The following is a 25,274-nucleotide window of genomic DNA, read 5'->3' as shown; positions in this document are numbered from 1 at the left end:
GGGACGGCTTTTCGCGAGGGCCCCCACGGGCTTAGGACAAAAGTCCGGGGTCAGACTGAGACTGGTGGAGGAAAGGACCGGGGAGGTGCCGGTGATGCCGGAACTGTCGCAGGAGACCGAACGCGGGCGGCCGTTGCTGCCCTTCGGGCCGGCCGAGGTGACCGGGCCGTCGATGGTGCCCACGCTGATCCACGGGGACCGGCTGCTGGTGCACTACGGGGCCCGGATCCGGCCCGGTGACGTGGTTGTTCTGCGCCATCCGTTCCAGCAGGACCTGCTGGTCGTCAAGCGGGCGGCGGAGCGCCGCGAGGGCGGCTGGTGGGTGCTCGGGGACAACGCCTACGCGGGCGGGGACAGCACGGACTACGGGACGGTGCCGGCGGAGCTGGTGCTGGGCCGGGTCCGGGCCCGGTTCCGGCCGCGCCGGGCCGGTCAGCGTTCGCCGTGGGCGCTGGCGCTCTGGGCGCTGTCCGCGGTCCGCCCGGTGCTCTCGGGCCGGGCCGCCTCCAGGCGCTTGCGGGCCCGGTAGGCGGCCACGTTCGCGCGGGTGGCGCAGCGGTCGGAGCAGTAGCGGCGGGAGCGGTTGGTCGAGGTGTCGAGGTAGGCGTTGCGGCACGGCGCCGCCTCGCACAGGCCCAGCCGGTCCACGCCGTGCTCGGTCAGATGGAAGGCGAGACCCATCGCCGCGATGGCCGCGTACCCCGAGGTCGCGTTCGAGGGGTGATCGGCCAGGTGCATGTGCCACAGCGGGCGGCCGTCGTCGTCGCGGAAGTCGTGCCCGGAGATCTGCGGGCTGACCGGGAACTCCAGCAGCAGTGAGTTCAGCAGGTCCACCGCGAGGGTCTCGTCGCCGCCGTCGGCCGCCTCGAAGACCGCGCGCAGCCGCGCCCGTACCGAGCGGAAGCGGGTGACGTCCGAGTCCGTGGCCCGCCGGGCCGCCGACTGGCTCGCGCCGAACAGGTCGCGGACGGCCTCCACCGACGTCAGCGTGTCCGTGCCCCGGGCCGGGTCCTCGCTGTTGACGAGGCGCAGCGCGTAGTCCGAGTAATAGGCCAGTTCCACTTGTAGTCCTTACGGAGGCGTTCTATGGTCGTGGTGCGGTCGGAGTAACAGCTGGTCGCGCTTCCAGGGTATTACGCATGCGTCCGAGGAGAGGGCTTCCATGACGACCAGTACCGGAACCGACTGGCAGGCCTGGCAGGAGAGCTGGGACCGGCAGCAGGAGTGGTACATGCCGGACCGGGAGGAGCGCTTCCGGATCATGCTGGACATGGTCGAGTCGCTCGTCGGCCCCGAGCCCCGGGTGCTCGACCTGGCCTGCGGCACCGGCTCCATCACGGCCCGCCTGCTTGCCCGGCTGCCCGGCGCCACCAGCACCGGCGTCGACCTGGACCCGGCACTCCTCGCCATCGCCGAGGGCACCTTCGCGGGCGACGCGCGGACCTCCTTCGTCACCGCCGACCTCAAGGACCCGGACTGGACGGCGCGGCTGCCGCACGACTCCTACGACGCCGTGCTGACCGCCACCGCCCTGCACTGGCTGCACAGCGAACCCCTCGCGGACCTCTACGGCCAGGTCGCCGGGCTGGTCCGGGAGGGTGGTGTCTTCATGAACGCGGACCACATGATCGACGAGACGACTCCCCGGATCAACGCCGCCGAGCGGACGCTGCGGCACACGCGCATGGACGAGGCCAAGCGGGGCGGCGCCCTGGACTGGGCCGAGTGGTGGCAGCTCGCCGCGCAGGACCCCGTGCTCGCCGGGCCGACCGCCCGCCGCTTCGAGATCTACGGCGAGCACGCCGACGGCGACATGCCCTCCCCGGCCTGGCACGCGCGCGTGCTGCGCGAGAAGGGCTTCGCCGAGGCCCGCCCGGTGTGGTGCTCCCCGTCGGACACGCTGCTGCTGGCCCTGAAGTAGCCGGCGCGGGGAACGACCGGAGGGGCGGTACGGGAATCCCGTACCGCCCCTCCGGTCGTTCGCGTCAGAGGACCTTCGACAGGAACGCCTTCGTCCGCTCGTGCTGCGGGTCCGTCAGGACGTCGCGCGGGTTGCCGGACTCGACGACCACACCGCCGTCCATGAAGACCAGGTTGTCGCCCACCTCGCGGGCGAAGCCCATCTCGTGGGTGACGACGACCATCGTCATACCGGACTCGGCGAGGTCGCGCATGACGTCGAGGACGTCACCGACCAGCTCCGGGTCCAGGGCCGAGGTCGGCTCGTCGAACAGCATCAGCTTCGGGTCCATCGCCAGCGCGCGGGCGATGGCCACGCGCTGCTGCTGGCCGCCGGAGAGCTGCGAGGGGTAGTTGCCGGACTTGTCGCCGAGGCCGACCTTCTCCAGCAGCTCCAGCGCCCGCTCCCTGGCCTGGGCCTTCTTGGCGCCCTTCACCTGGATGGGCGCCTCCATGACGTTCTCGACGGCCGTCATGTGCGGGAACAGGTTGAACCGCTGGAACACCATGCCGATGTCCCGGCGCTGGAGCGCGACCTCGTTGTCCTTCAGCTCGTAGAGCTTGTCGCCCTTCTGGCGGTAGCCCACCAGCGAGCCGTCGACGTAGAGCCGGCCGGCGTTGATCTTCTCCAGGTGGTTGATGCACCGCAGGAAGGTCGACTTGCCGGAGCCGGACGGGCCGATGAGGCAGAACACCTCACCCGTCCGGACCTCCAGGTCGATGCCCTTGAGGACCTCGACGTGGCCGAAGGACTTGTGCACGCCCTCGGCCTTCACCATCGGCCGGGTGGACTCCGGGTCCGCCGGGGGCTGCTTCGTGACGTCGGTCATGCCGAGACCCCCTTCGGGCGGCGATAGGGGAGGACGGCCGTCTTGAGGCGCTGCATGGGCGTCGGGGGCAGGGTGCGCGAGGAACCACGCGCGTAGTGCCGCTCGATGTAGTACTGGCCCACGCTGAGGATCGAGGTCATGATCAGGTACCAGGCGGCGGCGAGGAAGTACATCTCCACCGTGGAGCCCGCGTTCTGGCCGATGTCCTGCGCCTCCTTGAACAGGTCGGCGAACTGCACCGCCGAGACGAGCGAGGTCGTCTTCAGCATGTTGATGACCTCGTTGCCCGTCGGCGGCACGATCACGCGCATCGCCTGCGGGATGACGATCCGGCGCAGCGTCTTGGTACGGCTCATGCCGAGCGCGTTCGACGCCTCGGTCTGGCCCTCGTCGACCGAGAGCAGACCGGCACGGCAGATCTCCGCCATGTACGCGGCCTCGTTGAGGCCGAGTCCGAGCAGCGCCGTCAGCAACGGCGTCATGAAGGAGGACCAGTAGTCCTTGTAGATCGGCCCGAGGTTGATGTACTCGAAGACCAGCCCGAGGTTGAACCAGACGAACAGCTGGACCAGGACCGGGGTGCCCCGGAAGAACCAGATGTAGAACCACGCGATCGACGAGGTCACGGGGTTGTCGGACAGGCGCATCACGGCGAGCAGGATGCCGCCGGCGATACCGATCACCATGGAGAGCACGGTGAGCAGCAGCGTGTTCCAGACGCCGTGCAGGATGCGGTCGTCGAAGAAGTACTCGGGAATCGCGTCCCAGTTGATGTTGCCTTGCGCGAAGGCGTAGACGATCGCGCCGAGGATGGCGATCGCGAGGGCCGCGGACACGTACCGCCCCGGGTGCCGGACCGGAATGGCCTTGATGGCCTCCGGACCGGCGGACGGCGTGGGGTCCGCGGGACCGTCCGTCTTATTGACGCCAACAGTCACGGGTGGAGCCTTTCAGAACCGGTGCGAGACGGGGTCAGGAGCCGCCGTTGATCTTGGCCTCGGTGATCGCGCCGTCCTCGACGCCCCACTTCTTGATGATCTTCTCGTACTCGCCGTTGTCGATGATGGCCTGGACGGCGGCCTGGAGCGCGTCACGCAGCTCGGTGTCGTCCTTGGCCACGGCGATGCCGTAGGGGCCGGCCTCGACCTGGTCGCCCACGATCTCGAAGTACTCGCCGCCGCCCGCGTTCTTCACCGAGTACGCGGCGATCGGGAAGTCGGCGGAGACGACGTCGGCGCCCTTGGAGCGCATCCGGGTCTCGGCCTCCGGGTTGGTGGCGAAGTCCTCGATCTTGAGTTCCTTCTTGCCGTCCTCCTTGCACTTCGCCGCCTGGTCCTTGGCGAGGTCGTGCGAGAAGGTGTTGCGCTGCACGGCCATCGTCTTGCCGCACAGGTCGTCCCAGGTCGCGATGGACTGGGTGTCGCCCTTGTTGGTGTACAGCGAGACACCGGCGGTGAAGTAGTCCACGAAGTCGACGCCCTCGCCGACCTTCTTGCCGGTGTCGCCGTCGATGCCCTCCTGGCGGTCCTTCGTGTCCGTCATGGCCGACATGGCGATGTCGTACCGGTTGGAGGCCAGACCACCGATGAGCGTGTCGAAGGTGGCGTTCTGGAACTCGAACTTCACGCCGAGCTGCTCGCCCATCGCCGCGGCGATGTCGGGGTCGATACCGACCACCTTGCCGGAGTCGTCCTTGAACTCGACGGGCGCGTAGGCGATGTCCGAGCCGACCTTGATGACACCCTTGTCGGCGATGGCGGCGGGCAGCTTGTCGGCCAGCGGCGCCGAGCTCTTGGTGGTCTCGCTCTCGCCGCTGTCGTCCTTGGTCTGGTCGCCGCAACCGGTGAGAATCAGGGCGCCTGCGACCGCGATCGAGCCGACCGCGGCCAGGCGGGAGCGCGTGGCGGTCGTACGACGGGTGGTGCGTGCGGTCATGGTGGGTTCCTCCGGCGGATGGGTGGAGTTGCCGATGGGGCCGGCCCCGGCCGATGGGTTCGGCGGGTGCCTTGGGTCTTGGGTCGACGAGAGCACACGTCTTCGAGTGTCGCGACCTCGTGTGATTACGGCATCTTGCCATTCGGACGAAGCGATTCAGGGGGCCAGCCATGTCAAAATCGGATAACGGGTGAACCGCGAACCACAACAGGTCGGTACATCGTGACCGGACCTCTTACGGGAATCTCCCCTTCCGGCCGGAAGATCTTCGGCGCATCTCGGGATGCGGACGAACGGGGCGCCCCGGCCGCCTCGCGGTTGAGTGCAAGTCGAGTGCACGTCAAGCGGCCTCGGTCATTTGTCCTAATGACGTCACATGATCAATGTCACCGGTATGCGGTGATCGATGATCGTTCTTCGTTCCGCCATGTGAGCTTGCACCATTTGGACTCGTCCTCGACGCCGTCCGTCCGGTAAGAAGGTGCTTTACACCCCTCATCCGGGGCTCAGGGCGCGTGTGCGGCGCGCCCGTCGCGCACCAGCCGGCAAGTGACCGTACGTATCGGTAGCTGGGCTGTGCGCGGTGCCCGCCCACCCCTCACCTGGGAGTGGCCACCCTCAAACCATGAATACTTAAGGGGTCAGACAAAGTGGCAGCGGAGATCGTCAATCCTCGCAGCGACAGCGATACGGGTCAGGACGGAGGGGCGGAGCCCCTCGATTCCTTCGACCCCGCGTTCGCGCTGCACCGCGGCGGCAAGATGGCAGTGCAAGCCACCGTGCCGATCCGCGACAAGGACGACCTGTCCCTCGCGTACACACCCGGCGTGGCGAAAGTGTGCAGCGCCATCGCCGAACAGCCGGAGCTCGTCCACGACTACACCTGGAAGTCCTCCGTCGTCGCCGTCGTGACGGACGGTACGGCCGTGCTGGGCCTCGGGGACATCGGACCCGAGGCCTCCCTCCCCGTGATGGAGGGCAAGGCGATCCTGTTCAAGCAGTTCGGCGGCGTGGACGCGGTGCCGATCGCGCTGGACTGCACCGGTGTCGACGAGATCGTCGAGACCGTGGTCCGGCTCGCACCCTCCTTCGGGGGCGTGAACCTGGAGGACATCTCGGCGCCGCGGTGCTTCGAGATCGAGCGCCGCCTCCAGGAGCGGCTGGACATCCCGATCTTCCACGACGACCAGCACGGCACGGCCGTCGTGACGCTGGCCGCGCTGCGGAACGCCGCACGGCTGAGCCGGCGCGAGATCGGGCAGCTCCGGGCGGTCATCTCGGGCGCCGGCGCGGCCGGTGTCGCCATCGCGAAGATGCTGGTCGAGGCTGGCATCGGCGATGTGGCGCTGGCCGACCGCAAGGGCGTCATCTCGGCCGACCGTACGGACCTGACCGACGTCAAGCGCGAGGTCGCCGGGTTCACCAACAAGGCGGGGCTCACCGGCTCCCTGGAGGACGCGCTGGCCGGCGCCGACGTCTTCATCGGCGTCTCCGGCGGCACGGTCGCGGAGTCCGCGGTGGCCTCGATGGCGGAGGGCGCCTTCGTCTTCGCCATGGCCAACCCGAACCCCGAGGTGCACCCGGAGGTCGCGCACAAGTACGCGGCCGTCGTGGCCACCGGGCGGTCGGACTTCCCGAACCAGATCAACAACGTCCTCGCCTTCCCCGGCATCTTCGCGGGCGCGCTCCAGGTCCGGGCCTCCCGGATCACGGAGGGCATGAAGATCGCGGCGGCCGAGGCGCTGGCGTCCGTGGTCGGTGACGACCTCGCCGCGGACTACGTCATCCCGTCCCCGTTCGACGAGCGGGTGGCCCCGGCCGTCACGGCGGCCGTCGCCGCGGCGGCCCGCGCGGAGGGCGTGGCCCGGCGCTGAGCAGGGCGCGGAGCGCGCGATGACCGAGCGGTGACCGAACGCTCGTCCCACCGACCCCGGCCGGGCTTCCGGCCGGGGTCGGTCGCTGTCGCGGAGCCGGGACCGGTCGCTGTTACGGGGTGCCGGGCGGTGCCGGTTCGTTGAGGCTGCCGGGTGTGCCGGGTGTGCCGGGTGTGCCGGGTGTGCCCGGCGGGGTCGGCGGGGCTGGTTCGTCCAGGCTGCCCGGCAGGGAGTCTTTACCCGGTCCTTGGGCCGGGCGGGTGGGCTCGGGCGCTCCTTTCCCGGTCGGCGCGCACTCCTGGCCGACCTCGTTCCGGGCGGAGTGCAAGAGGGCATGTCTCACAGTCGCGTCAGGTTCCGCAGCCGCGGGCGCGCGCCTATCGTCAAGGTCATGTTCGCCGTCTACGCCGCCCGAATCGACCGCGACCAGCCGCTCACCGGCCTTGAGTTGGGGGAGCGGCCCGCCCCCGAGGCCCGCCCCGGCTGGAGCGTCGTCAACGTCAAGGCCGCCTCCCTCAACCACCACGACCTGTGGTCCCTGCGGGGCGTGGGCCTCGCGGAGGACAAGCTGCCGATGATCCTCGGCTGCGACGCCGCGGGCGTCGACGAGGACGGCAACGAGGTCGTCCTGCACTCCGTCATCGGCCAGAGCGGCCATGGCGTGGGCCCGAGGGAGCCACGCTCCATCCTCACCGAGCGCTACCAGGGCACCTTCGCCGAACAGGTCGCCGTGCCGACCTGGAACATCCTGCCCAAGCCCAAGGAGCTGTCCTTCGCGGAGGCGGCCTGTCTGCCCACGGCCTGGCTGACGGCGTACCGGATGCTCTTCACCAACGCCGGGGTGCGCCCCGGTGACTCCGTCCTGGTGCAGGGGGCCGGTGGCGGTGTCGCCACGGCCGCCATCGTGCTGGGCAAGGCCGCGGGGCTGCGGGTCTTCGCCACCAGCCGGGACGAGGCGAAGCGCAAGCGGGCGCTTGAGCTGGGCGCCGTGGAGGCGGTGGAGCCCGGCGCGCGGCTGCCGCAGCGGGTGGACGCCGTCATCGAGACCGTCGGTGCCGCCACCTGGTCGCACTCGGTCAAGTCGCTCCGGCCCGGCGGCACCGTCGTGATCTCCGGTGCCACGAGCGGTGACCGGCCCTCGCACGCGGAGCTGACGCGGATCTTCTTCCTGGAGCTGAAGGTCGTCGGCTCGACCATGGGGACCAAGGACGAACTGGAGGACCTCCTCTCCTTCTGCGCCGCCACCGGGGTCCGTCCCGTCATCGACGAGGAGCTCCCGATGGACCGGGCGCGTGAGGGCTTCGAACGGCTGGCCTCGGGCGACCAGTTCGGAAAGATCGTGCTCTCCAACTCCTGAGCGTCCCAGCGGCTTCTGGCAGGCGGGTCCGGGCTTCTTCCGGGCCCGCCTTCTCCATGCCCTGCTGTCAACCGGGGTTGACGCGAGGCGGAGTGTCAATCTAAGTTGACAGCATGAGTGAGGCAACCGATCTCGCCGAGCGCGCGGGCGACCGTGATCCGAGGGTCGGCCTTCGTGCCGTCGCGGCGCTGCGCCGGCTGCTGGAGCAGCTGGAGGCGGTGCAGGTGCGCAGTGCGCGCAATCAGGGCTGGTCGTGGCAGGAGATCGCCGCGGAGCTCGGGGTCAGCAGGCAGGCCGTGCACAAGAAGTACGGGAGGCATTGATGTTCGAGCGGTTCACGAAGGACGCCCGGGCGGTGGTGACGGGCGCGGTCGAGCATGCGGAACGGTCGGGGGCGGGCACGGTGGACGCCGAGCACATGCTGCTCTCCCTGCTCGACCGGGAGGGCAGCCGGGCTTCCTTCGCGTTGGCCGCGCTGGGGCTCGCGGAGCGCCGGGACGCGGTCCGGGAGGGGCTCGCCGAGGCGCGGCGGCGGGCCGGTCTGTCCCAGGCGGATTCCGACGCTCTGGCCGGTCTCGGTATCGACGTCGCCGAGATCGTCGCGCGGGTGGAGGAGGTGCACGGGGTTGGCGCGATGTCCGGTGACCGCAAGGGGCAGGGCCGTTGGTCCGGGCGCCGTTCGTTCGGCCGGGACGCCCGCAACGTCCTGGAGCGGTCGCTGCGGATTGCCATGGCGCATCGGGACCGGTCGATCGGGGACGAGCACATTCTGCTGGCCCTCACGGCCCGGCCCGGGGTGGCGGCGGAGGTGCTTGCCGGTCACGGTGTGACCAACGCGAGTGTGACGCGGGTGTTGTACGGGGTGGGGGAGGCGCAGGCCGGGTAGGGGGCGGCGCCCTCCGGGGGTGGGGTGGGGTGGGGTTGGGTGGTGTGGTCGGGTGCGGGGGCGTTGTGGCTGGTCGCGCAGTTCCCCGCGCCCCTGGGGGTGTTGTGGTGGGGGTTGGTGGTTCGGTGCGGCGGCGTTGTGGTTCTTTGCGCAGTTCCCCGCGCCCCTGAACGGGGCGCGCAGTTCCCTGCGGTTCTGAACGGAGTGCGTGGTTTTCTGCGGTTCTGGTGGGGGCTATGGCTTGGGGGTGCGGAGTAGGGCTCCTATGCGGGCTGCTGTTGAGGAGAGGTGGTGGCGGGCTTCCTGGAGTTGGTCCGGGGTGATGCCGTGGTCGCGGGCCGCGTCGCGGATGTCGTCCCGGAAGCGGTCCAGGAGGCGGTCCAGGTCGCGGGCCGGGTCTCCGGTGGAGGGTTCGTGGGACCAGGAGGGTTCGTGGTCGGCCGGGAAGTCCTCCGGGGTCCTGGTGAACTCCGGGCCGCCCGGGGTGCTCGGCCGGCCGAAGCCGAAGTCCCGGCCGACGTCCTTGCCGAACTCCTTTCCGAACTCACCGAACTCCTTGGCCAGTTCCGACAGGCCCTCGCGCACCCCGGTCGGCCAGTCGCCCCGCGTGAAGTGGTCCTGCACATGGTCCTGGACCCGCTTGGCGATGCGCTGCATCTCCTCCTGCGCCTGCGCACGGGCCCGGTCCTGGGCCTCCTTGGCCTGGCGCCGGGCGCGCTGGGCCTCCTCGCGGGCCCGCCGGCTCTCGTCCTTCGCGCGCCGGGCCTGGTCCTTCCACTCCTGCTTGGCCCGCCGCATCTCCTCCTTCGCGGCGCGCCAGGCCTCCTTGTCGGTGAAATCGGAGAAGTCGCCGAAGGGGGACTCGCCCTTCGCGCCGTTGCCCTGACGGGCCTCGGACGCCGCCGCCCGCATCTCGCGCCGAAGGTCTCCGGCCGCGCCGCGCACATCGGCCTGGATCTCGGCGGCCAGCTCCGCGACCGACTCCCTGATCTCCAGCTCCAGATCGGCCAGTTCACCGCTGCGGTCGGCGAGTTCGGCGCGCCCCGCGTCGGTGATCGCGTACACCTTGCGGCCGCCCTCGGTGGTGTGGGTGACCAGGCCCTCGCTCTCCAGCTTCGCCAGGCGGGGGTAGACCGTGCCCGCCGAGGGTGCGTAAAGGCCCTGGAAACGCTCCTCCAGAAGGCGGATCACCTCGTAGCCGTGGCGCGGGGCCTCGTCCAGGAGCTTCAGCAGGTACAGGCGGAGGCGGCCGTGGGCGAAGACGGGAGGCATGTCAGAGCACCTTCTTGTCGGTCGTGCCGTCGGCCGGGGCGCCGGATTCGGAGTCGGCGTCGGTGTCGAGGTCGGCGTCGGTGGGGGGCGGGTTGTCCCGGCCGGAGTCGGAATTCTCTCCCGCTTCGGCCGGTCCGCCCTCCACCGGGGCGTCCTCCCACGCCTCCGCGTCCCAGGGTTCCTCCTCGCGGGGCGGCCGGCGCAGCAGGGCGATGGAGCCGGAGACGGTTGTCGCCCGCAGTTTGCCGTTGCCCGCCCCGAGCCGGCCGGTGATCTTGTGGGCACCCCACTGGCCGTGCACGCGGAGCCCCTCGAAGGCGTTGGAGATGGTGCCGCTGGCGGTGTTGGCCTCGACGTCGGCGTCGGCCGGCTGGGGGAGTCGGATGGCGATCTCACCGGAGACGCTGGTCAGCCGGACGTCCGTCGGACCTTCCGGATCGAGGTCGACGATCATCGAGCCGCTGACCGAGTCCGCCCGCACCGAGGGTCCCGATCCCTCCACGACCGTCAGGTCCCCGGAGACGGAGTTGAAGCGCAGATCGCCGGTGACCGCCTGAGCCTCCAGGTTCCCGGAGACCGTGTCCGCGCGCACCGCTCCCGAGACTCCGACCAGCGTGGTGTCACCGGTGACGCCCTTGACCACCGAGGGACCGCTCAGCCCCGAGACGACGGCACCCGCGCCGACCACGCCGACCTCCACACGGGTGTCGGCCGGGACCGCCAGGGAGACCACGGCGCTGCGCCGCCAGCCCTTGCGGTCCAGCCACTTCAGGAAGCCCTTCCAGGGCAGGTCGTCGTAGGCGACGGTGAGGATGCCGTCCTCCTGGGTGACCACCAGGGGCGGCCCCTCGATCTCCGAGACCTCCAGGCGGGCGGAACCTTCCTCGGTGCCCACCACGTTCACCGTTCCATTGACGATCCGGACGTGCAGCGCCCGCACCGGTTCGTCGAACGTGAGCTTCGTCGGCTCCGCGACGGACCACTCGGTCATGGTGACGACCTCCCCGTAGCAACGCGCCATATCGCGTCTCCTGTCAATCACGATATATCGCGCCCACGGAAAGTCAAGACACCCTTTCGGGGAGCATCCGGGCCGTCGAATATGACCAACCACAACAAATCGACCTAGCGTGTGACCATGTCGTCGGCATCTCCCCGCACCGGTCCCCCGTCCGGAGGTCTCACCCCCGGCGCCTTCCTGCTGTGCCGGGCGGAGCCGGACTCCGTCGCCCCCGCCGCGCATCTCCTGCGCCGGCCGATGCTGCTCACACCCGCGGGGGAGGGGTGGAGCCTCCTTGTGCCCGAAGGCTGTCCCGAGGGCGGTCCCGAAGGCGGTCCCGAGGGCGAGCCCTGGACGGACGACGGCGAACCGGTCGACCGTGTGCTCACCGGCTGGGCCGGCGCCCTGGCCGTCGGCGCGCCCTGGCCCGTGCTCGCCCTGTGGTGGGACGAGGACCGCGCCGGCTACACCCTCGCGTCTGGATTCCGCCGTCCCGTCGGGTATATCTGGCTCGCCAACGGCACCCCGGTGGGCGAGGACGAGGCCATGAGCGCCTTCGCCGGCCGACTGGGCCTGGATCCCGTGCTGGACATGGAGTCCCTGGAACGGCTCACCGAGCCCGAACCCGGCACCGACGCGCGTGCCCGCCTCGGTGGCCTGCTGGCGGTCCTCACGCGCGCGGGTGTCTCCCTGCCCGCCGGTCTCGTCCCCGGTGACCCCGCGGCCCGCCTGCGGGAGGCGGCCCGTGCCGAACCCGGCGTACGTGCCGTCGAGTGGCCGGGGGGCTGGCGCGAGACGGTCCGCGCGGAACTGGAGGCCGTCGATGTGAGCCGCCTGGGCCCCTGGCTCCCCTGGGCGGGCACGCCGAGGGCGCGCGCCCTCGCCCTGGCCCAGGTGGCGGCGGGCCTCCCGGCCGCGCTCTGGGGCCTGCGGCACCGCAGCGGCGGCTGGCTCACCGCGGGCGCGCTGCTGCTCGCGCACGGCGCGCTGGGACTCGCGTACGACGTGACACGGCCACGCGACTAGCGTCCCCGCCCGGGGGACTTGTCCGCGAGAGGGGCCTAAAGGCGCGCCGCGCCTCCATCAGAGTCGCCCCACGACCGAACGCACCCCCTGAACGACCCAAGCTCCCCGGCCTGCGCCGTACCCTCCGGCCCGCGCCGTACCCTCCGGCCCGCGCCGCACCCCCCCGGCCCGCGCCGCACCCCCCCGGCCCGCGCCGCGCTTCCCGGCCTGCGCCGCACCCCCGGTCCGCGCCGCACCCCCGGTCCGCGCCCTGCGTGTCCTCGCTGACCCGCCCCCCACCGGGGGCCTCCGCCGGCGAACACCAAGGGCGCCTCCCGAGAGGCGCCCCCAGGGACGGCACCCGCTCAGGCGCCCGGCTGACGGGCCGCTAGTCGTCGTCCTCGTCGTCCAGTCGGGCGAGCCACGTCGCCAGCCGTTCCACGGGTACCTCGAAGTCCGGGTTCAGGTCCACGAACGTGCGCAGCTGCTCGGCGAGCCACTCGAAGGTGACCTCCTCCGCGCCGCGCCGCTTCTCCAGCTCTTCGATGCCACGGTCCGTGAAGTACATGCCGTCCAGGATAAGTGCGCGAAAACGGCCGGGCCGCACCCCCCACGAGAGGGGTGCGGCCCGGCCGCGTACGGCTTGCGAGGGCGGTTACGCCTCGAACACCTCACGCACCAGCTGCTCCTGCTCGGCCTGGTGCCGCTTCGCGGAACCCACCGCCGGGGACGAGCCGTGCGGCCGCGAGATGCGGCGCAGGCGCTCGCCGTGCGGGACGTCCGCGCCGACCGCCAGGTCCAGGTGGTCGATGAGGTTCAGGGCGATGAACGGCCACGCGCCCTGGTTCGCCGGCTCCTCCTGGGCCCACAGGTACTTCTCGGCGTTCGGGTACTTGGCGATCTCGGCCTGGAGCTCGGCACCCGGCAGCGGGTACAGGCGCTCGATGCGGATGATCGCCGTGTCCGTGACACCGCGCTTCTGACGCTCGGCCTCCAGGTCGTAGTAGACCTTGCCCGCGCAGAAGACGACCTTGCGCACGGCCGCCGGGTCGACGGAGGCGTCGCCGATGACCGGACGGAACTGGCCGGTGGTGAACTCCTCCGCCTTCGCCGCCGCGGCCTTCAGACGCAGCATCGACTTCGGGGTGAAGACGACCAGCGGCTTGTGGTGCGGGTTGTGCACCTGCCAGCGCAGGAGGTGGAAGTAGTTCGACGGCGACGTCGGCATCGCGACCGTCATGTTGTTCTGGGCGCAGAGCTGGAGGAACCGCTCCGGGCGGGCCGAGGAGTGGTCCGGGCCCTGGCCCTCGTAGCCGTGCGGGAGGAGCAGGGTGACGCCGGACGTCTGGCCCCACTTCTGCTCCGCCGACGAGATGAACTCGTCCACGACCGTCTGGGCGCCGTTGACGAAGTCGCCGAACTGCGCCTCCCACATCACCAGCGACTCGGGGCGGGCCAGCGAGTAGCCGTACTCGAAGCCCATCGCCGCGTATTCGGAGAGCAGGGAGTTGTAGACGTTCAGCCGCGCCTGCTCCTCGGAGAGGTACATCAGCGGGGTGAACTCGTCGCCCGTCTCACGGTCGATGATCACCGCGTGGCGCTGGCCGAACGTACCGCGCTGGGAGTCCTGGCCCGCGAGGCGGACCGGGACGCCCTCCAGGAGCAGCGAACCGACGGCCAGGGTCTCGCCCATGCCCCAGTCGATCGTGCCGTCCTCGACCATCGCCGCCCGGCGCTGGAGCTGCGGCAGCAGCCGCGGGTGGACGGTGATGCTGTCCGGGACGTTGACCTGGGACTCGGCGATCCGCTTGACGACCTCGGCGGAGACCGCGGTGTTCACCGCGACCGGGAACTCGGCCTGCGGCTCCGAGGGCTCGGCGGCGGCCGGCTGCGAGGTGGCCTCACGGACCTCCGTGAAGACCTTCTCCAGCTGGCCCTGGTAGTCCTGGAGCGCCTGCTCGGCCTCTTCCAGGGTGATGTCGCCGCGACCGATGAGGGACTCGGTGTAGAGCTTGCGCACCGAGCGCTTCTTGTCGATCAGGTCGTACATCAGCGGCTGGGTGAAGGCCGGGTTGTCCGACTCGTTGTGACCGCGGCGGCGGTAGCAGATGAGGTCGATCACCACGTCCTTGTTGAACGCCTGGCGGAACTCGAAGGCGAGCCGCGCGACGCGGACCACGGCCTCCGGGTCGTCGCCGTTCACGTGGAAGATCGGGGCCTCGATCATGCGGGCCACGTCCGTCGCGTACATGGAGGAACGCGAGGACTCGGGGGCCGCGGTGAAGCCGACCTGGTTGTTGATGACGATGTGGACCGTGCCGCCGGTGCGGTAGCCGCGCAGCTGCGACATGTTCAGGGTCTCGGCCACCACGCCCTGGCCCGCGAAGGCCGCGTCGCCGTGGAGGGCCACCGGCAGGACGGTGAAGTCCGTGCCGCCCTTGTTGATGATGTCCTGCTTGGCGCGCGCCACGCCCTCCAGGACCGGGTCCACCGCCTCCAGGTGCGAGGGGTTCGCGACCAGGGAGACCTTGATCTGCTCGCCGTCGAGACCGGTGAAGGTGCCCTCGGCGCCCAGGTGGTACTTCACGTCGCCGGAGCCGTGCATCGACTTCGGGTCGAGGTTGCCCTCGAACTCGCGGAAGATCTGCGCGTACGACTTGCCGACGATGTTCGCCAGCACGTTCAGCCGGCCGCGGTGGGCCATGCCGATGACGACCTCGTCCAGGCGCGACTCGGCCGCGGAGTCGATCACCGCGTCGAGCAGCGGGATGACGGACTCGCCGCCCTCCAGGGAGAAGCGCTTCTGGCCGACGTACTTGGTCTGGAGGAAGGTCTCGAAGGCCTCCGCCGCGTTCAGCCGGCGCAGGATGCGCAGCTGCTCCTCGCGCTCCGGCTTGGTGTGCGGGCGCTCGATGCGGTCCTGGATCCACTTGCGCTGCTTGGGGTCCTGGATGTGCATGAACTCGACGCCGGTGGTGCGGCAGTACGAGTCGCGCAGCACGCCGAGGATGTCGCGCAGCTTCATCAGGGACTTGCCGGCGAAGCCGCCGACCGCGAACTCCCGCTCCAGGTCCCACAGGGTGAGGCCGTGCTCGGTGATGTCCAGGTCGGGGTGCTTGCGCTGGCGGTACTCCAGCGGGTCGGTGTCGGCCATGACGTGGCCGCGGACCCGGTAGGAGTGGATCAGCTCGAAGACGCGCGCGGCCTTGGTGACGTCGTCGTCGTGCGACGCGTCGATGTCCTTGAGCCAGCGGACCGGCTCGTAGGGGATGCGCAGGGCCTCGAAGATGTCGTCGTAGAAGCCGCTCTCGCCGAGCAGCAGGTTGGCGACGATGCGCAGGAACTCGCCGGAGGCGGCGCCCTGGATGACCCGGTGGTCGTAGGTCGACGTGAGCGTCATGACCTTCGAGATGCCGAGCTTGTTCAGGGTGTCCTGGGAGGTGCCCTGGAACTCCGCCGGGTAGTCCATGGAGCCGACGCCCATGATCACCGACTGGCCGGGCATCAGGCGCGGGACCGAGTGGACGGTGCCGAGGCCGCCGGGGTTGGTCAGGGAGACCGTCACACCGGTGAAGTCGTCCATGCCGAGCTTGCCGTCGCGGGCGCGGCGGACGATGTCCTCGTAGGCCTGCCAGAACTCGAAGAAGTTCAGGGTCTCGGCCTTCTTGATGCCCGCGACCACGAGCTGGCGGTCGCCGTTGGGCTTGACCAGGTCGATGGCGAGGCCGAAGTTGACGTGCTCCGGCTTGACCAGGGTCGGCTTACCGTCCTTCTCCGCGAAGGAGTAGTTCATCGACGGCATGGCCTTGATGGCCTGCACCATCGCGTAGCCGATCAGGTGCGTGAAGGAGATCTTCCCGCCCCGGGCCCGCTTGAGGTGGTTGTTGATGACGATGCGGTTGTCGAAGAGCAGCTTCACCGGGACCGCGCGCACGGACGTGGCCGTGGGCACCTCCAGCGAGGCGTTCATGTTCTTCGCGACCGCGGCGGCGGGGCCGCGCAGCGTCACCAGCTCGGGGCCCTGCGCGGCGGAGGCGGCGGGCGCCGCCTTCGCGGCCGGCTTGGCGGCGGCGGGCTTGGCCGGAGCCGGAGCCGGTGCCGGAGCGGCAGCCGGGGCCTGGGCCGGAGCGGCCGGGGCCGCGGCGGCGGGGGCCGGTTGCGGCGCGGCGGGCGCCACGGCGGGAGCGGGCGCGGCGGGCGCCGCCGGAGCGGCCGGGGCCGCGGCGGGAGCCGCCGGAGCCGACGCGGCCGGGGCTCCCGGCTTGTAGTCGGCGAAGAAGTCCCACCAGGCTCGGTCTACCGAGTTCGGGTCCTGGAGGTACTGCTGATAGATCTCGTCGACGAGCCACTCATTGGCACCGAACGACGCAGCGGGGTTCTTGCCCGCTTGGTCGGTGTCGGTCGAGATGGTCGAGTTACTGGGGGACTGTGGCGACACGGCGGCAACCGCCCTCTTCCGCTTCACAAGGTGATGGACAGCGGGAATAAAGGCTACGCCTCCCCGGCCGGGAAGGTCAGTCCGGGCCCGTTCATCGTCGCGTAAGTCACATTGGGAACCGTGTTTCGGGCCTGGAAATGGCGGGAAACAAGCGTGGTTCCGTGTTCCGGGGTACGAGGAGTACCGGGCCTGACGCGCGAGAAGCGCGGGCCATTGCCTGATCACACGTGTCCGGCTGCCCCGACGCCCGTGGATCTTGTGGCTCCGCATCGAACCCTACGTCAACCTGACGCGGATGACTCTCCCGGAAGAGTGACAAGAATCCTGCAACCCCGCTCGGATTCGGCCACTCCGATCCGGCCGCCGTGCAGATCGACCGCCCAGCGGGCGATGGCGAGCCCCAGACCGGTGCCGCCGTCGCTGCCCGGACCGTGCGGCGCGGACACGGCACCGCGGTTGAACCGCTCGAAGACCCGGTGCCACTCCGACCTCGGGATACCGGGCCCCTCGTCCAGGATCTCCAGCTCCAGCGACTCCGGCCGGTCCCCGCGCCGGGCCTTCACGGTGACCCGGCCGTGCGGCGGGCTGTGCTTGACCGCGTTGTCGATGAGATTCGCCACCACCTGGTGGATGCGCTCGGGGTCCGCGTGCGCGGTCAGCTCCGGCGGCGAGACGTCGAGGTGCAGATGGACGTCCGTACGGGTGTGCCCGCCGGAGCCGGAGGCGATGCCCGCGCGCGTGGAGGCGACCATGTTGGCCTCCTTCAGCACCCCGGACAGGTACGGCCACACCTCGAAGCGGCGCCTCCGCAGCGGCACCACGCCGTTGTCGAGGCGGGAGAGGTCCATCAGGGTGTCCACCAGCCGGCCGAGGCGCTCCGTCTGCTTGAGCGCGGTGCGCATGGTCTCGGGGTCGGCCTCGGTGACGCCGTCGACGATGTTCTCCAGCACCGCGCGCAAGCCCGCGATGGGGGTGCGCAGCTCGTGCGAGACGTTCGCGACCAGCTCCTTGCGCTGCTGGTCCTGCGCCTCCAGCTCGTCGGCCATGACGTTGATCGTCTCGGCCAGGTCGCCCAGCTCGTCCCGGCGGTTCTCGCGCACCCGGCGCGAGTAGTCGCCGTGCGAGATGGAGCGGGCGACCGTGTTCATCTCGTCCAGCGGCGCGGTCAGCGAGTGCGCCACGAACTGGGTGATGAGCAGGGTGGCGATCATCGAGAAGACCGTGATGAAGCGCAGCTCGGTCTTGGTCTGCACGGCGATCACCGACAGACCGGTGGTGATCAGCACCGAGATGACGACCAGCGCGCCCAGCTTGGTCTTGATCGAGAACGGACGTACGCCGCCCCAGGGAGGTTCCCCGGGGCCTCTCCGCGCGGCCGGCCCGTCGCTCATGGCGTCGGCGTCTCCAGGGCGTAGCCCACGCCGTGCACCGTACGGATCCGCTCGGCGCCGATCTTCCGGCGCAGCGCCTTGATGTGGCTGTCCACGGTCCGGGTGCCGGAGGCGTCCGCCCAGTCCCAGACCTCCGCCAGCAGCTGCTCCCGGGAGAGCACGGCGCGCGGGGTGTTCGCCAGGCACACCAGGAGGTCGAACTCGGTGGGCGTCAGGTGGACGTCCTCGCTGCGTACGCGGACCCGGCGCTGGGCGTGGTCGATCTCCAGCTCGCCCAGGCGCAGGATGCCGCTGCGCGGGGTGGTGGCCGCGATCGCGGCGCGCTCCACCCGCCGCAGCAGCACGTGCACCCGGGCCGCCAGCTCCCGCATCGAGAACGGCTTGGTCATGTAGTCGTCGGCGCCCACGCCGAGGCCGACCAGCATGTCGGTCTCGTCGTCCCGCGCCGTCAGCATCAGCACCGGCACCGGCCGCGCGGCCTGCACCCGGCGGCAGACCTCCAGGCCGTCGAAGCCCGGCAGCATGATGTCGAGGATCAGCAGGTCGGGCTGCCATGCCTCCGCCGTGTCGACGGCCGTGGGCCCGTCGCCCGCGGTCTGCACGAGGAATCCCTCGGCGCGCAGGCGGGCCGCGATGGCGTCCACGATGGTCGGATCGTCCTCGACCACCAGGACCCGGCGCTGTGCGCCCGGGGTCGTCGCCGTGCCGTTGTGGGAGGTGTGTGTCTGCTCCATCGCCCGCCCCTGAAGTTGCTTTCCGGAATCCGTGGGGTGATCCCTCTCATCCGCATGCCCGTGCTGTTCCGGCGCAGGCCTGCGCTTGACGCTTGAATGATCCGCGCCAGGGCAGCAGCGTACGGGGAGTCACCACGGCTCGGCTATCCAGGTCGGACGGCGAGATGCACCACGTCGGGAACGCCCCGGGCAACGGGGATCTCTTCGGTACGCACCTGATGGAAACCGGCATTCCGCAAGGTTTCTTCGAATTCCGGGGAGGGTTGGGCGGACCACACGGCGAGCACCCCGCCGGGCCGCAACACCCTTGCGCAGCTTGCCAGTCCGCCGGCTGAGTACAGGCTGTGGTTGCCCTCGGTGACGGTCCAGTCGGGGCCGTTGTCGATGTCCAGGCAGAGCGCGTCGAACGTGTCGGAAGTCTCATTGACGTACTCGACGAGATCCGCTTCGACGATCTCGGCGCGCGGGTCGGTCAGGGCCTGTTGCGTGAGGTCGCGCAGGGGGCCGGCGCGGTGCCAGTCGATGATGGCCCGCTCGCGTTCGACCACCGCGATCCGGCCCCAGAGCGGGTCGGCGGCGGCGTGTGCGAGCGAGAACCCCACGCCGAGTCCGCCGATCAGCAGGTCCGGTCGGGTCCGTCCGCCGAGGGTGTCGCGGGCCGCGTCGACCAGGAGCCGTTCGGAGCGGCCGTCGGAGGTGTCCATCAGGAAGCATCCGTTGGCGATGATCTGGAGCAGCTCACCGTGGCGCCGCAGAACGACCTCGCCGTTCGGGCCTTCGCGACGGTCCAGGACCTCAGGGGCGTCGTACGCAGTCGGCATCCGCTCATCCTGGCACTTCCGGTGATCGGAGCGGGGGCGTCCGGCCTGGGTTCCCGCGTCCGGAGCGGGGGCGTCCGGCCTCGGTCCCCGCGTCCGGCACGGGGCCCGCCCTCAGTCCCGGTCCGGCAGGTCCGTCCTCAGTCCCCGGCCGGCAGACCCGTCCCGTCGGTCTTCACCGCGCGCAGCAGGCGGTCCGCGTACTGGCGGAACCGCGCGACCATGTCGAAGCCCCTGGGGTTCAGGAGCCATTGGAGCTGGAGGCCGTCCATGACGGCGGCCGTCTCCTCGGCCAGCTCGACCACGTCGGTGTCGGGCCTCAGTTCGCCGTCCGCGACCGCGAGACGCAGGGAGTCGGACATGACGTCGACCAGCTCGGCGTAGCGGCGGACGAAGTAGGCGTGCGCGGGGTGGCCGACGTCGCCGGCCTCGGCCAGCAGCACGTTGAACATCCGGGTGCGGCCGGGCCGGGCCGCGTTGTGCTCGGTGAGCCGGACCAGTCCCGCGTAGCAGGCGGTGGCGGAGGTGTACCGCTCGGCGAAGAACCGTTCCTTGTCCTGCTCCTCGGCCCGCTCCAGGACCTGCACCAGCAGGTCCTCCTTGCTGCGGAAGTGGTGCAGCAGGCCGCCCTGGGTGATCCCGACGTCCTTGGCGATGCGGGCCAGTGAGGAGGCGTGGAAGCCCCACTGGGCGAAGTGCTCGACGGCCGCGTCGAGGATGCGCGAGCGGCGCTCGTCGCCGACGGCGTACGTCCTGCGGGTCACCTTGGGCTCCATGCGAGTCACCTTAACCGAGGTGTGAAAAGCGACGATTACACGTGTAACCAGCCAGTAATACAAGCCATGTGCAGCATGATTCTGGCCACGTCGAAGAAACCTAGTACCTGCTCGGTTTTGCTGCTTCTCTGGGGTCGCCAGGTGCGGCAACGCAGCCGCCCCCGTCCCCCTGGAGTGCCGCATGGCCGTGAGCCACGACGCCCCGCTCGGCGAGACGACCGCTCCCTCGCCCGAGCTCCCCCAGCAGGCCGCCCCCGCCAAGCTGGTCCTGACCCTCGCCTTCGCCCAGTTCGGCGCCTATCTCGCCGTCCTCACCCCGGTGATGGTGACCCTCGCCCTGCGCGTCAGCCAGATCGTGCCGGAGGGCGAGCGCGGTACCGCCCTCGGCCAGGTGCTGTCCGTCGGCGCGCTGCTCGCGATGCTCGGCAACCCCGTCTTCGGCGCCCTGTCCGACCGCACCACCAGCCGCTTCGGGCGCCGCCGCCCCTGGCTGCTCGGCGGCATGCTGGCCGGGCTCGCCGGACTGGCCGTGGTCGCCGCAGGCTCGAACGTGCCGACCCTGCTCCTCGGCTGGGCCCTCGCCCAGCTCGGCATCAACGCCGCCCTCGCCGCCCTGACCTCCTGCATCCCCGACCTGATCCCCCAGGCGCAGATGGCCCGGGTCTCCGGCATGGTCGGCGTGGCCACCCCGTTCGCGATGATCGCCGGATCGGCGCTGGCCCAGGTGTTCAGCGACTCGATCGCCCTCGCCTTCCTGGTGCCGGGTGCCATCGGTGTGGTCGCCGTCGGCTCGCTGGCCGCCGTCATGAAGGACCGCCCCGCCCGCCCGGGCGCCTTCCAGCCGTACAGCTTCCGGGAGTTCCTGCGCAGCTTCTGGGTGAACCCCCGCAAGCACCCCGACTTCGCGTGGAACTTCGCCGGCCGCTTCCTGGTCTTCACCGCCGCCTCCTGTGTCACCAGCTACCAGGTCTACTTCCTCATGGACCGCCTCGGATACAGCGAGGACGACGTCACCGCCAAGGTGTTCACCGGCACCCTCGCCATGGTCGTGGCGATCGTGCTCGGCTCGGTCCTCGGCGGCCAGCTCTCCGACCGCTCCGGCCGCCGCAAGCCGTACGTGCTCGGCTCCTCGCTGATCATGGCCGTCAGCCTCGCGATGATCGCCTCCGCGCAGTCCTTCGGCATGTACGTCGCCGCCCTGGTCGTCTTCGGCTTCGGCGAGGGCCTGTACCTCTCGGTCGACATGGCGCTCGCCGCCGCGGTGCTGCCCAACCCCGAGGAGTCCGCCAAGGACATGGGCGTGCTGAACATCGGCAACGCCCTCCCGCAGTCCCTCGTCCCCATCGCCGCCCCCGCGCTCCTCGCGATCGGCGGCGGCGGCAACTACGGCGCGCTGTTCCTCTTCGGCGCCGTCGCCGCCGTGCTGGGCGCGCTCGCCGTCCAGTTCATCCGCACCGTCAAGTAACAAGGAAGGGACCGGGATGACCACGCCCGCGTACCGCGATCCGCAGCTGCCCGTCGACGAGCGCGTCGACGACCTCCTCGCCCGTATGACCCTTGAGGAGAAGGCGGGCCAGCTGTTCCACACCATGGTGTCGATGAACCCCGACGGCACCCTCGCCGAACAGGGGCCGTTCCTCCGGCTCGGCACCACGGAGCTGGTCACCGGCCGGCACCTGACCCACTTCAACCTCGTCGGCCAGGGCAGCGCCCGGGCCATGGCGACGTGGGCCAACCGGATCCAGGAACTCGCGGCGGGCACCCGGCTGGGCATCCCGGTCACCCTCTCCACCGACCCGCGCCACACCTTCACCGACAACCCCGGAGCCTCCTTCAACTCCGGTGACTTCTCCGCCTGGCCCGAACCGCTGGGCCTCGCCGCGATCGGCGATCCCGAGCTGGTGGAGCGGTTCGCTGACACCGTCCGGCGCGAGTACCTCGCGGTCGGCTTCCGGGTCGCGCTGCACCCGCAGATCGACCTGGCGACCGAGCCGCGCTGGTCGCGCCAGTCGGGCACCTTCGGCTCCAGCGCCGAGACGGCGAGCGAACTGGTGCGCGCCTACGTCCGGGGCCTCCAGGGGCCTCGGCTGGGCCCCGAGTCCGTCGCCGCCATGGTCAAGCACTTCCCCGGCGGCGGCCCGCAGAAGGACGGCGAGGACCCGCACTTCCCGCACGGCAAGGAGCAGGTCTACCCGGGCGGCATGCGCGAGCACCACCTCGCGCCGTTCGTCGCCGCCGTCGAGGCCGGCTGCTCGCAGATGATGCCGTACTACGGCCAGCCCGTCGGCACCGACTGGGAGGAGGTCGGCTTCGGCTTCAACAAGGACGTCCTGACCGGTCTGCTCCGTGAACGCCTGGGCTTCGACGGCATCATCTGCACCGACTGGGGCCTGCTCACCGACGCCGAGATCATGGGCGAACCCGCCGAGGCGCGGGCCTGGGGAGTGGAGCACCTGAGCGTCGCCGAGCGCGCCGCGAAGGCGCTGGACGCGGGCACCGACCAGTTCGGCGGCGAACAGTGCCCCGAGGTGATCGTCGAACTGGTGCGCGCGGGCCGGATCTCCGAGGAACGGCTCGACGGGTCGGTGCGGCGGGTGCTGCGCGAGAAGTTCGTGCTGGGCCTCTTCGAGAACCCGTACGTCGACGTCGACCTCGCCGAGCGGACCGTCGGCGCCGCCGAGTTCACCGCGCTCGGCGACGACGCCCAGCGCCGCTCCCTCACCGTTCTCACCAACCGGGCCGCGCTGCCGGTCACCGGACGCCCCCGGCTGTACGTCCAGGGCGTCGCCGCCGGGACGGCCGCGGCCTACGGAGAGGTCGTCGCCGATCCCGCCGAGGCTGACCTGGCCGTCCTGCGGCTGCGCACCCCGTACGAGCAGCGGCCCGGTCTGTTCGAGTCGTTCTTCCACTCGGGGTCACTGGCCTTCCCCGACGACGAGCTGAAGGAGATCCTGCGGCTGCTGGAGACGGTGCCGACCCTGGTCTGCGTCAACCTGGAGCGGCCGGCCGTCCTGCCCGAGATCGCCGAGCGGGCCGCCGCGCTGGTCGCCGACTACGGCGCGTCGGACGCGGCGCTGCTCGACGTGGCCTTCGGGCGGGCCCGCGCGGAGGGGCGGCTGCCCTTCGAACTGCCCCGCTCCATGGCCGCCGTGGAGGCCTCCCGCCCGGACGTACCCGACGACACGGAGGACCCGGTCTTCCCGCAGGGACACGGCCTGCCCCTGTGAGAACACAGGGAGGCCCCCTGACGGGGCCCCTGACCGGGCCCATGGCCGGACCGGGCCCCTGAGCGGGCCCATGGCCGGACCGGGCCCCTGACCGGGCCCCGTCGGCGGCCGGACCCCGTCGGCCGGGGCGGGTGGGTGCCTGACTCCTGACCGGTCGGGCACCGCCCGCCCCATGCCCGCAGGGTGACCGCTTGGCCTTTTGCCCGCGGGGCGGCTGCCTGGCCTTTGGCCTTGCAGGGCGCCCGCCCGCCCCCTTGCCCGTAGGGCCGCCGCCTGGCCTCTTGTCTCGCTGGGTGAACCGCCGGCCCACCTGACTCGTAAGGCGACCGTCGGTCTCTTGGCCCGCAGGGCGATCACCCGCCCCTTGGCCCGGTAGGGCGACCGCGCTTGCCCGTTCCGTGAGGGTGCTGCCCCGGTCCGTCAGGCGCCGCCGTCGCCAGGTCCTTCGCCAGACCGGGGATGCCGAGCCGCTGTTCCTCCGCCGTGCTCGCCGTGGGCAGCCGGTTGTCGAGCTGGAAGGGGTCGGCGCGCAGGTCGTAGTGCTCCCGGAACAGCACCTTTCCGTCGCCGAGCGTCGGGCGGCCGGCGTGGTCGAGGCGGATCCGTCGGTACTCCGTGTACTGCTCCGTCTTCCCGATCAGCGAGCGCCAGCTGTGGATCGGCTTCGGGTCCTGCTGGTTCCACCACCACTCGGCGAGCAGATGCCGGCGGTCGTTGTCCCGGTCCAGCAGCGAGTGGCCGTCGTGACCGGGATCGGGCGGCAGACCGGCCGCGTCCAGGAAGGTCGGCGCGATGTCGATCAGACCCGTGAGCCGGTCGTCGGAGCGCGACGCGCCGAGTCCGCCCGCCGGCCAGGACAGTCGGAACGGCACCTCCAGGGCGGGCCGGTACGGCACCGATTTGCGCAGCCAGCCGTGGTCGCCCCAGCACAGGCCGTGGTCGCTGGTGAACAGCACCAGCGTGTTCTCCAGCTGGCCGAGCGCGCGCAGCTTCGCGCGGAAGTCGTGCATCGCGTCGTCCACCGAGAGCAGCGTGCGCAACTGACGGGCGCGCAGGTCCCGGCCCTCGGCGAAGGTGTGGCGCTCGGCCCGCAGGAACGGCGGCTTGTCGTCCTTGTCCGTCTCGAAGACCGACGGCCTGCCCTGCCACTCGGGCACCCGGGTGCGGGCGTACCGCGGCTCCGGGATGTTCACCTCGTGGGCCGAGCGCGTGGCCACGTACGCGAACCAGGGGCGCGTGTCGGTGCGGGAGGCGTCGATGAAGTCCAGGGCGCGGTTCTTGATGACGGTCGTGTTGTAGCCGGGGATGTTCCGGACGGTGCCGTTGTCGTTGTAGTGGCCGTCGACGTAGCGCACCGGCTCCTGGAGCAGCCACTCGTCGAAGTGGGGCGGCGGGTCGCCGGTGCGCCAGAAGTTGAGGTACTTGCCGAACAGGCCGGTGCGGTAGCCCGCCTCGCGCAGCCGGCGCTGCACGGTGGTGCGCTGGTCCAGGTAGTAGGGGTGGCGGGTGTCCAGGACGCCGTGCCGGTGGGCGTACCGGCCGGTCATGACCGAGGCCCTCGACGGTGCGCACAGCGGGGTGTTGGCGTGCGCCCGCTCGAAGGTGACGCCGTCGCCGCCCAGCCAGTCCGCGGTACGGCCCAGCGCCCAGTCCGTCTCCTTGGGCTGGTCGTCGGTGAGCACGAGGAGGATGTTGGGCCGGTCGTCCGAGCGGGGGCGCCGGCTCGCCACGGGTGCGGCGGTGCGCGGGCGCCGCCCCGCCGCCGGCGCCGC

Annotated in this window: 22 protein-coding genes; 9 read left to right on the top strand and 13 right to left on the bottom strand. The window is 70.9% G+C overall.

All coding sequences use genetic code 11. The features are described from left to right. Window positions 1-94: 94 nt before the first annotated feature. The gene (gene sodX / locus AB0E07_RS30870) at window positions 95-529 is read left to right on the top strand and encodes a nickel-type superoxide dismutase maturation protease (RefSeq protein WP_362259690.1); all 435 of its coding nucleotides are present in this window, start codon (window positions 95-97) and stop codon (window positions 527-529) included. Here sodX and AB0E07_RS30865 read toward each other — a convergent pair. Next, the gene (locus tag AB0E07_RS30865; protein ID WP_362259548.1) at window positions 433-1,062 is read right to left on the bottom strand and encodes a CGNR zinc finger domain-containing protein; all 630 of its coding nucleotides are present in this window, start codon (window positions 1,060-1,062) and stop codon (window positions 433-435) included. The two genes, sodX and AB0E07_RS30865, sit on opposite strands and share 97 nt — an antisense overlap. Before the next feature lie 100 nt (window positions 1,063-1,162). Here AB0E07_RS30865 and AB0E07_RS30860 point away from each other — a divergent pair, with 100 nt between their 5' ends. Then, a complete protein-coding gene (locus tag AB0E07_RS30860) occupies window positions 1,163-1,921 on the top strand; it encodes a methyltransferase (protein WP_362259546.1) in 759 nt (252 codons plus the stop codon). A gap of 64 nt (window positions 1,922-1,985) precedes the next feature. Here the strand turns inward: AB0E07_RS30860 and AB0E07_RS30855 are convergent, their stop codons facing one another. The 3 genes from AB0E07_RS30855 to AB0E07_RS30845 are packed head-to-tail and all read right to left on the bottom strand — an operon-like array spanning window position 1,986 to window position 4,724. Continuing rightward, on the bottom strand, window positions 1,986-2,789 hold the full coding sequence (locus tag AB0E07_RS30855; protein WP_362259543.1) for an amino acid ABC transporter ATP-binding protein: 804 nt from the start codon (window positions 2,787-2,789) through the stop codon (window positions 1,986-1,988). Further along, on the bottom strand, window positions 2,786-3,727 hold the full coding sequence (locus AB0E07_RS30850; RefSeq protein WP_362259540.1) for an amino acid ABC transporter permease: 942 nt from the start codon (window positions 3,725-3,727) through the stop codon (window positions 2,786-2,788). The genes AB0E07_RS30855 and AB0E07_RS30850 overlap by 4 nt, the downstream gene beginning before the upstream one ends. A gap of 34 nt (window positions 3,728-3,761) precedes the next feature. Beyond that, entirely contained in the window at window positions 3,762-4,724 is a 963-nt protein-coding gene (locus tag AB0E07_RS30845; protein WP_362259537.1) for an ABC transporter substrate-binding protein, read from the bottom strand. A 650-nt stretch (window positions 4,725-5,374) separates the two neighbouring features. Between AB0E07_RS30845 and AB0E07_RS30840 the strand changes: the two genes are divergently transcribed. The 4 genes from AB0E07_RS30840 to AB0E07_RS30825 all read left to right on the top strand — a co-directional run bounded on the left by AB0E07_RS30840 (window position 5,375) and on the right by AB0E07_RS30825 (window position 8,841). Further along, on the top strand, window positions 5,375-6,598 hold the full coding sequence (locus AB0E07_RS30840; RefSeq protein ID WP_362259534.1) for an NADP-dependent malic enzyme: 1,224 nt from the start codon (window positions 5,375-5,377) through the stop codon (window positions 6,596-6,598). Window positions 6,599-6,989: 391 nt separating this feature from the next. Further along, complete coding sequence (locus tag AB0E07_RS30835; protein ID WP_362259531.1) at window positions 6,990-7,955, top strand: zinc-binding dehydrogenase; 966 nt, start codon at window positions 6,990-6,992, stop codon at window positions 7,953-7,955. A gap of 113 nt (window positions 7,956-8,068) precedes the next feature. Further along, on the top strand, window positions 8,069-8,278 hold the full coding sequence (locus AB0E07_RS30830; RefSeq protein WP_014674937.1) for an HTH domain-containing protein: 210 nt from the start codon (window positions 8,069-8,071) through the stop codon (window positions 8,276-8,278). Next, a complete protein-coding gene (locus tag AB0E07_RS30825) occupies window positions 8,278-8,841 on the top strand; it encodes a Clp protease N-terminal domain-containing protein (protein ID WP_362259527.1) in 564 nt (187 codons plus the stop codon). The genes AB0E07_RS30830 and AB0E07_RS30825 overlap by 1 nt, the downstream gene beginning before the upstream one ends. 234 nt (window positions 8,842-9,075) lie before the next feature. On the opposite strand, the gene AB0E07_RS30820 is transcribed toward AB0E07_RS30825, so the two are convergent. Continuing rightward, window positions 9,076-10,113: a helix-turn-helix transcriptional regulator gene (locus tag AB0E07_RS30820; RefSeq protein ID WP_362259524.1), complete on the bottom strand. Its 1,038-nt coding sequence runs from the start codon at window positions 10,111-10,113 to the stop codon at window positions 9,076-9,078. 1 nt (window position 10,114) lies between these two features. After that, window positions 10,115-11,104 (bottom strand): hypothetical protein, encoded by a 990-nt coding sequence (locus tag AB0E07_RS30815; RefSeq protein WP_362259688.1) that lies wholly within the window; start codon window positions 11,102-11,104, stop codon window positions 10,115-10,117. A 147-nt stretch (window positions 11,105-11,251) separates the two neighbouring features. On the opposite strand from AB0E07_RS30815, the gene AB0E07_RS30810 reads away from it, so the two are divergent. Beyond that, on the top strand, window positions 11,252-12,139 hold the full coding sequence (locus AB0E07_RS30810) for a hypothetical protein (RefSeq protein ID WP_362259521.1): 888 nt from the start codon (window positions 11,252-11,254) through the stop codon (window positions 12,137-12,139). A 367-nt stretch (window positions 12,140-12,506) separates the two neighbouring features. On the opposite strand, the gene AB0E07_RS30805 is transcribed toward AB0E07_RS30810, so the two are convergent. From AB0E07_RS30805 to AB0E07_RS30780, 6 genes are all read right to left on the bottom strand, one after another. After that, window positions 12,507-12,686 (bottom strand): DUF6104 family protein, encoded by a 180-nt coding sequence (locus AB0E07_RS30805; protein ID WP_362259518.1) that lies wholly within the window; start codon window positions 12,684-12,686, stop codon window positions 12,507-12,509. Between the two features lie 87 nt (window positions 12,687-12,773). Then, window positions 12,774-16,556, bottom strand: coding sequence for a multifunctional oxoglutarate decarboxylase/oxoglutarate dehydrogenase thiamine pyrophosphate-binding subunit/dihydrolipoyllysine-residue succinyltransferase subunit (locus AB0E07_RS30800; protein WP_362259515.1), 3,783 nt, complete (start codon window positions 16,554-16,556; stop codon window positions 12,774-12,776). Window positions 16,557-16,837: 281 nt separating this feature from the next. After that, complete coding sequence (locus AB0E07_RS30795) at window positions 16,838-17,947, bottom strand: ATP-binding protein (protein WP_362259512.1); 1,110 nt, start codon at window positions 17,945-17,947, stop codon at window positions 16,838-16,840. Then, on the bottom strand, window positions 17,944-18,681 hold the full coding sequence (locus AB0E07_RS30790) for a response regulator transcription factor (protein WP_362259510.1): 738 nt from the start codon (window positions 18,679-18,681) through the stop codon (window positions 17,944-17,946). The genes AB0E07_RS30795 and AB0E07_RS30790 overlap by 4 nt, the downstream gene beginning before the upstream one ends. A 143-nt stretch (window positions 18,682-18,824) precedes the next feature. After that, the gene (locus tag AB0E07_RS30785; protein ID WP_362259507.1) at window positions 18,825-19,502 is read right to left on the bottom strand and encodes a spermidine synthase; all 678 of its coding nucleotides are present in this window, start codon (window positions 19,500-19,502) and stop codon (window positions 18,825-18,827) included. Window positions 19,503-19,639: 137 nt separating this feature from the next. Further along, a complete protein-coding gene (locus AB0E07_RS30780; protein WP_362259505.1) occupies window positions 19,640-20,275 on the bottom strand; it encodes a TetR family transcriptional regulator in 636 nt (211 codons plus the stop codon). A gap of 181 nt (window positions 20,276-20,456) precedes the next feature. Here AB0E07_RS30780 and AB0E07_RS30775 point away from each other — a divergent pair, with 181 nt between their 5' ends. Beyond that, on the top strand, window positions 20,457-21,740 hold the full coding sequence (locus AB0E07_RS30775; RefSeq protein ID WP_362259502.1) for an MFS transporter: 1,284 nt from the start codon (window positions 20,457-20,459) through the stop codon (window positions 21,738-21,740). A 16-nt stretch (window positions 21,741-21,756) separates the two neighbouring features. Beyond that, window positions 21,757-23,502 (top strand): glycoside hydrolase family 3 N-terminal domain-containing protein, encoded by a 1,746-nt coding sequence (locus AB0E07_RS30770; protein WP_362259499.1) that lies wholly within the window; start codon window positions 21,757-21,759, stop codon window positions 23,500-23,502. Between the two features lie 353 nt (window positions 23,503-23,855). Here AB0E07_RS30770 and AB0E07_RS30765 read toward each other — a convergent pair. Further along, the coding region (locus AB0E07_RS30765; protein WP_362259497.1) for a sulfatase at window positions 23,856-25,274 on the bottom strand (1,419 nt) is incomplete at its 5' end.

Origin of the sequence: Streptomyces sp. NPDC048002 (assembly GCF_040653275.1) — a bacterium.
Lineage (GTDB): Bacteria > Actinomycetota > Actinomycetes > Streptomycetales > Streptomycetaceae > Streptomyces.
The sequence above is the reverse complement of the archived record's forward strand: the minus strand, read 5'-3'. Positions and strand labels throughout refer to the sequence as shown.

Coding starts and splice junctions, on each gene's coding strand:
- sodX (WP_362259690.1), top strand. CDS start 95: ATGCCGGAACTGTCGCAGGAGACCGAACGCGGGCGGCCGTTGCTGCCC.
- AB0E07_RS30860 (WP_362259546.1), top strand. CDS start 1,163: ATGACGACCAGTACCGGAACCGACTGGCAGGCCTGGCAGGAGAGCTGG.
- AB0E07_RS30855 (WP_362259543.1), bottom strand. CDS start 2,789: ATGACCGACGTCACGAAGCAGCCCCCGGCGGACCCGGAGTCCACCCGG.
- AB0E07_RS30845 (WP_362259537.1), bottom strand. CDS start 4,724: ATGACCGCACGCACCACCCGTCGTACGACCGCCACGCGCTCCCGCCTG.
- AB0E07_RS30835 (WP_362259531.1), top strand. CDS start 6,990: ATGTTCGCCGTCTACGCCGCCCGAATCGACCGCGACCAGCCGCTCACC.
- AB0E07_RS30830 (WP_014674937.1), top strand. CDS start 8,069: ATGAGTGAGGCAACCGATCTCGCCGAGCGCGCGGGCGACCGTGATCCG.
- AB0E07_RS30825 (WP_362259527.1), top strand. CDS start 8,278: ATGTTCGAGCGGTTCACGAAGGACGCCCGGGCGGTGGTGACGGGCGCG.
- AB0E07_RS30820 (WP_362259524.1), bottom strand. CDS start 10,113: ATGCCTCCCGTCTTCGCCCACGGCCGCCTCCGCCTGTACCTGCTGAAG.
- AB0E07_RS30815 (WP_362259688.1), bottom strand. CDS start 11,104: ATGACCGAGTGGTCCGTCGCGGAGCCGACGAAGCTCACGTTCGACGAA.
- AB0E07_RS30810 (WP_362259521.1), top strand. CDS start 11,252: ATGTCGTCGGCATCTCCCCGCACCGGTCCCCCGTCCGGAGGTCTCACC.
- AB0E07_RS30805 (WP_362259518.1), bottom strand. CDS start 12,686: ATGTACTTCACGGACCGTGGCATCGAAGAGCTGGAGAAGCGGCGCGGC.
- AB0E07_RS30795 (WP_362259512.1), bottom strand. CDS start 17,947: ATGAGCGACGGGCCGGCCGCGCGGAGAGGCCCCGGGGAACCTCCCTGG.
- AB0E07_RS30790 (WP_362259510.1), bottom strand. CDS start 18,681: ATGGAGCAGACACACACCTCCCACAACGGCACGGCGACGACCCCGGGC.
- AB0E07_RS30785 (WP_362259507.1), bottom strand. CDS start 19,502: ATGCCGACTGCGTACGACGCCCCTGAGGTCCTGGACCGTCGCGAAGGC.
- AB0E07_RS30780 (WP_362259505.1), bottom strand. CDS start 20,275: ATGGAGCCCAAGGTGACCCGCAGGACGTACGCCGTCGGCGACGAGCGC.
- AB0E07_RS30775 (WP_362259502.1), top strand. CDS start 20,457: ATGGCCGTGAGCCACGACGCCCCGCTCGGCGAGACGACCGCTCCCTCG.
- AB0E07_RS30770 (WP_362259499.1), top strand. CDS start 21,757: ATGACCACGCCCGCGTACCGCGATCCGCAGCTGCCCGTCGACGAGCGC.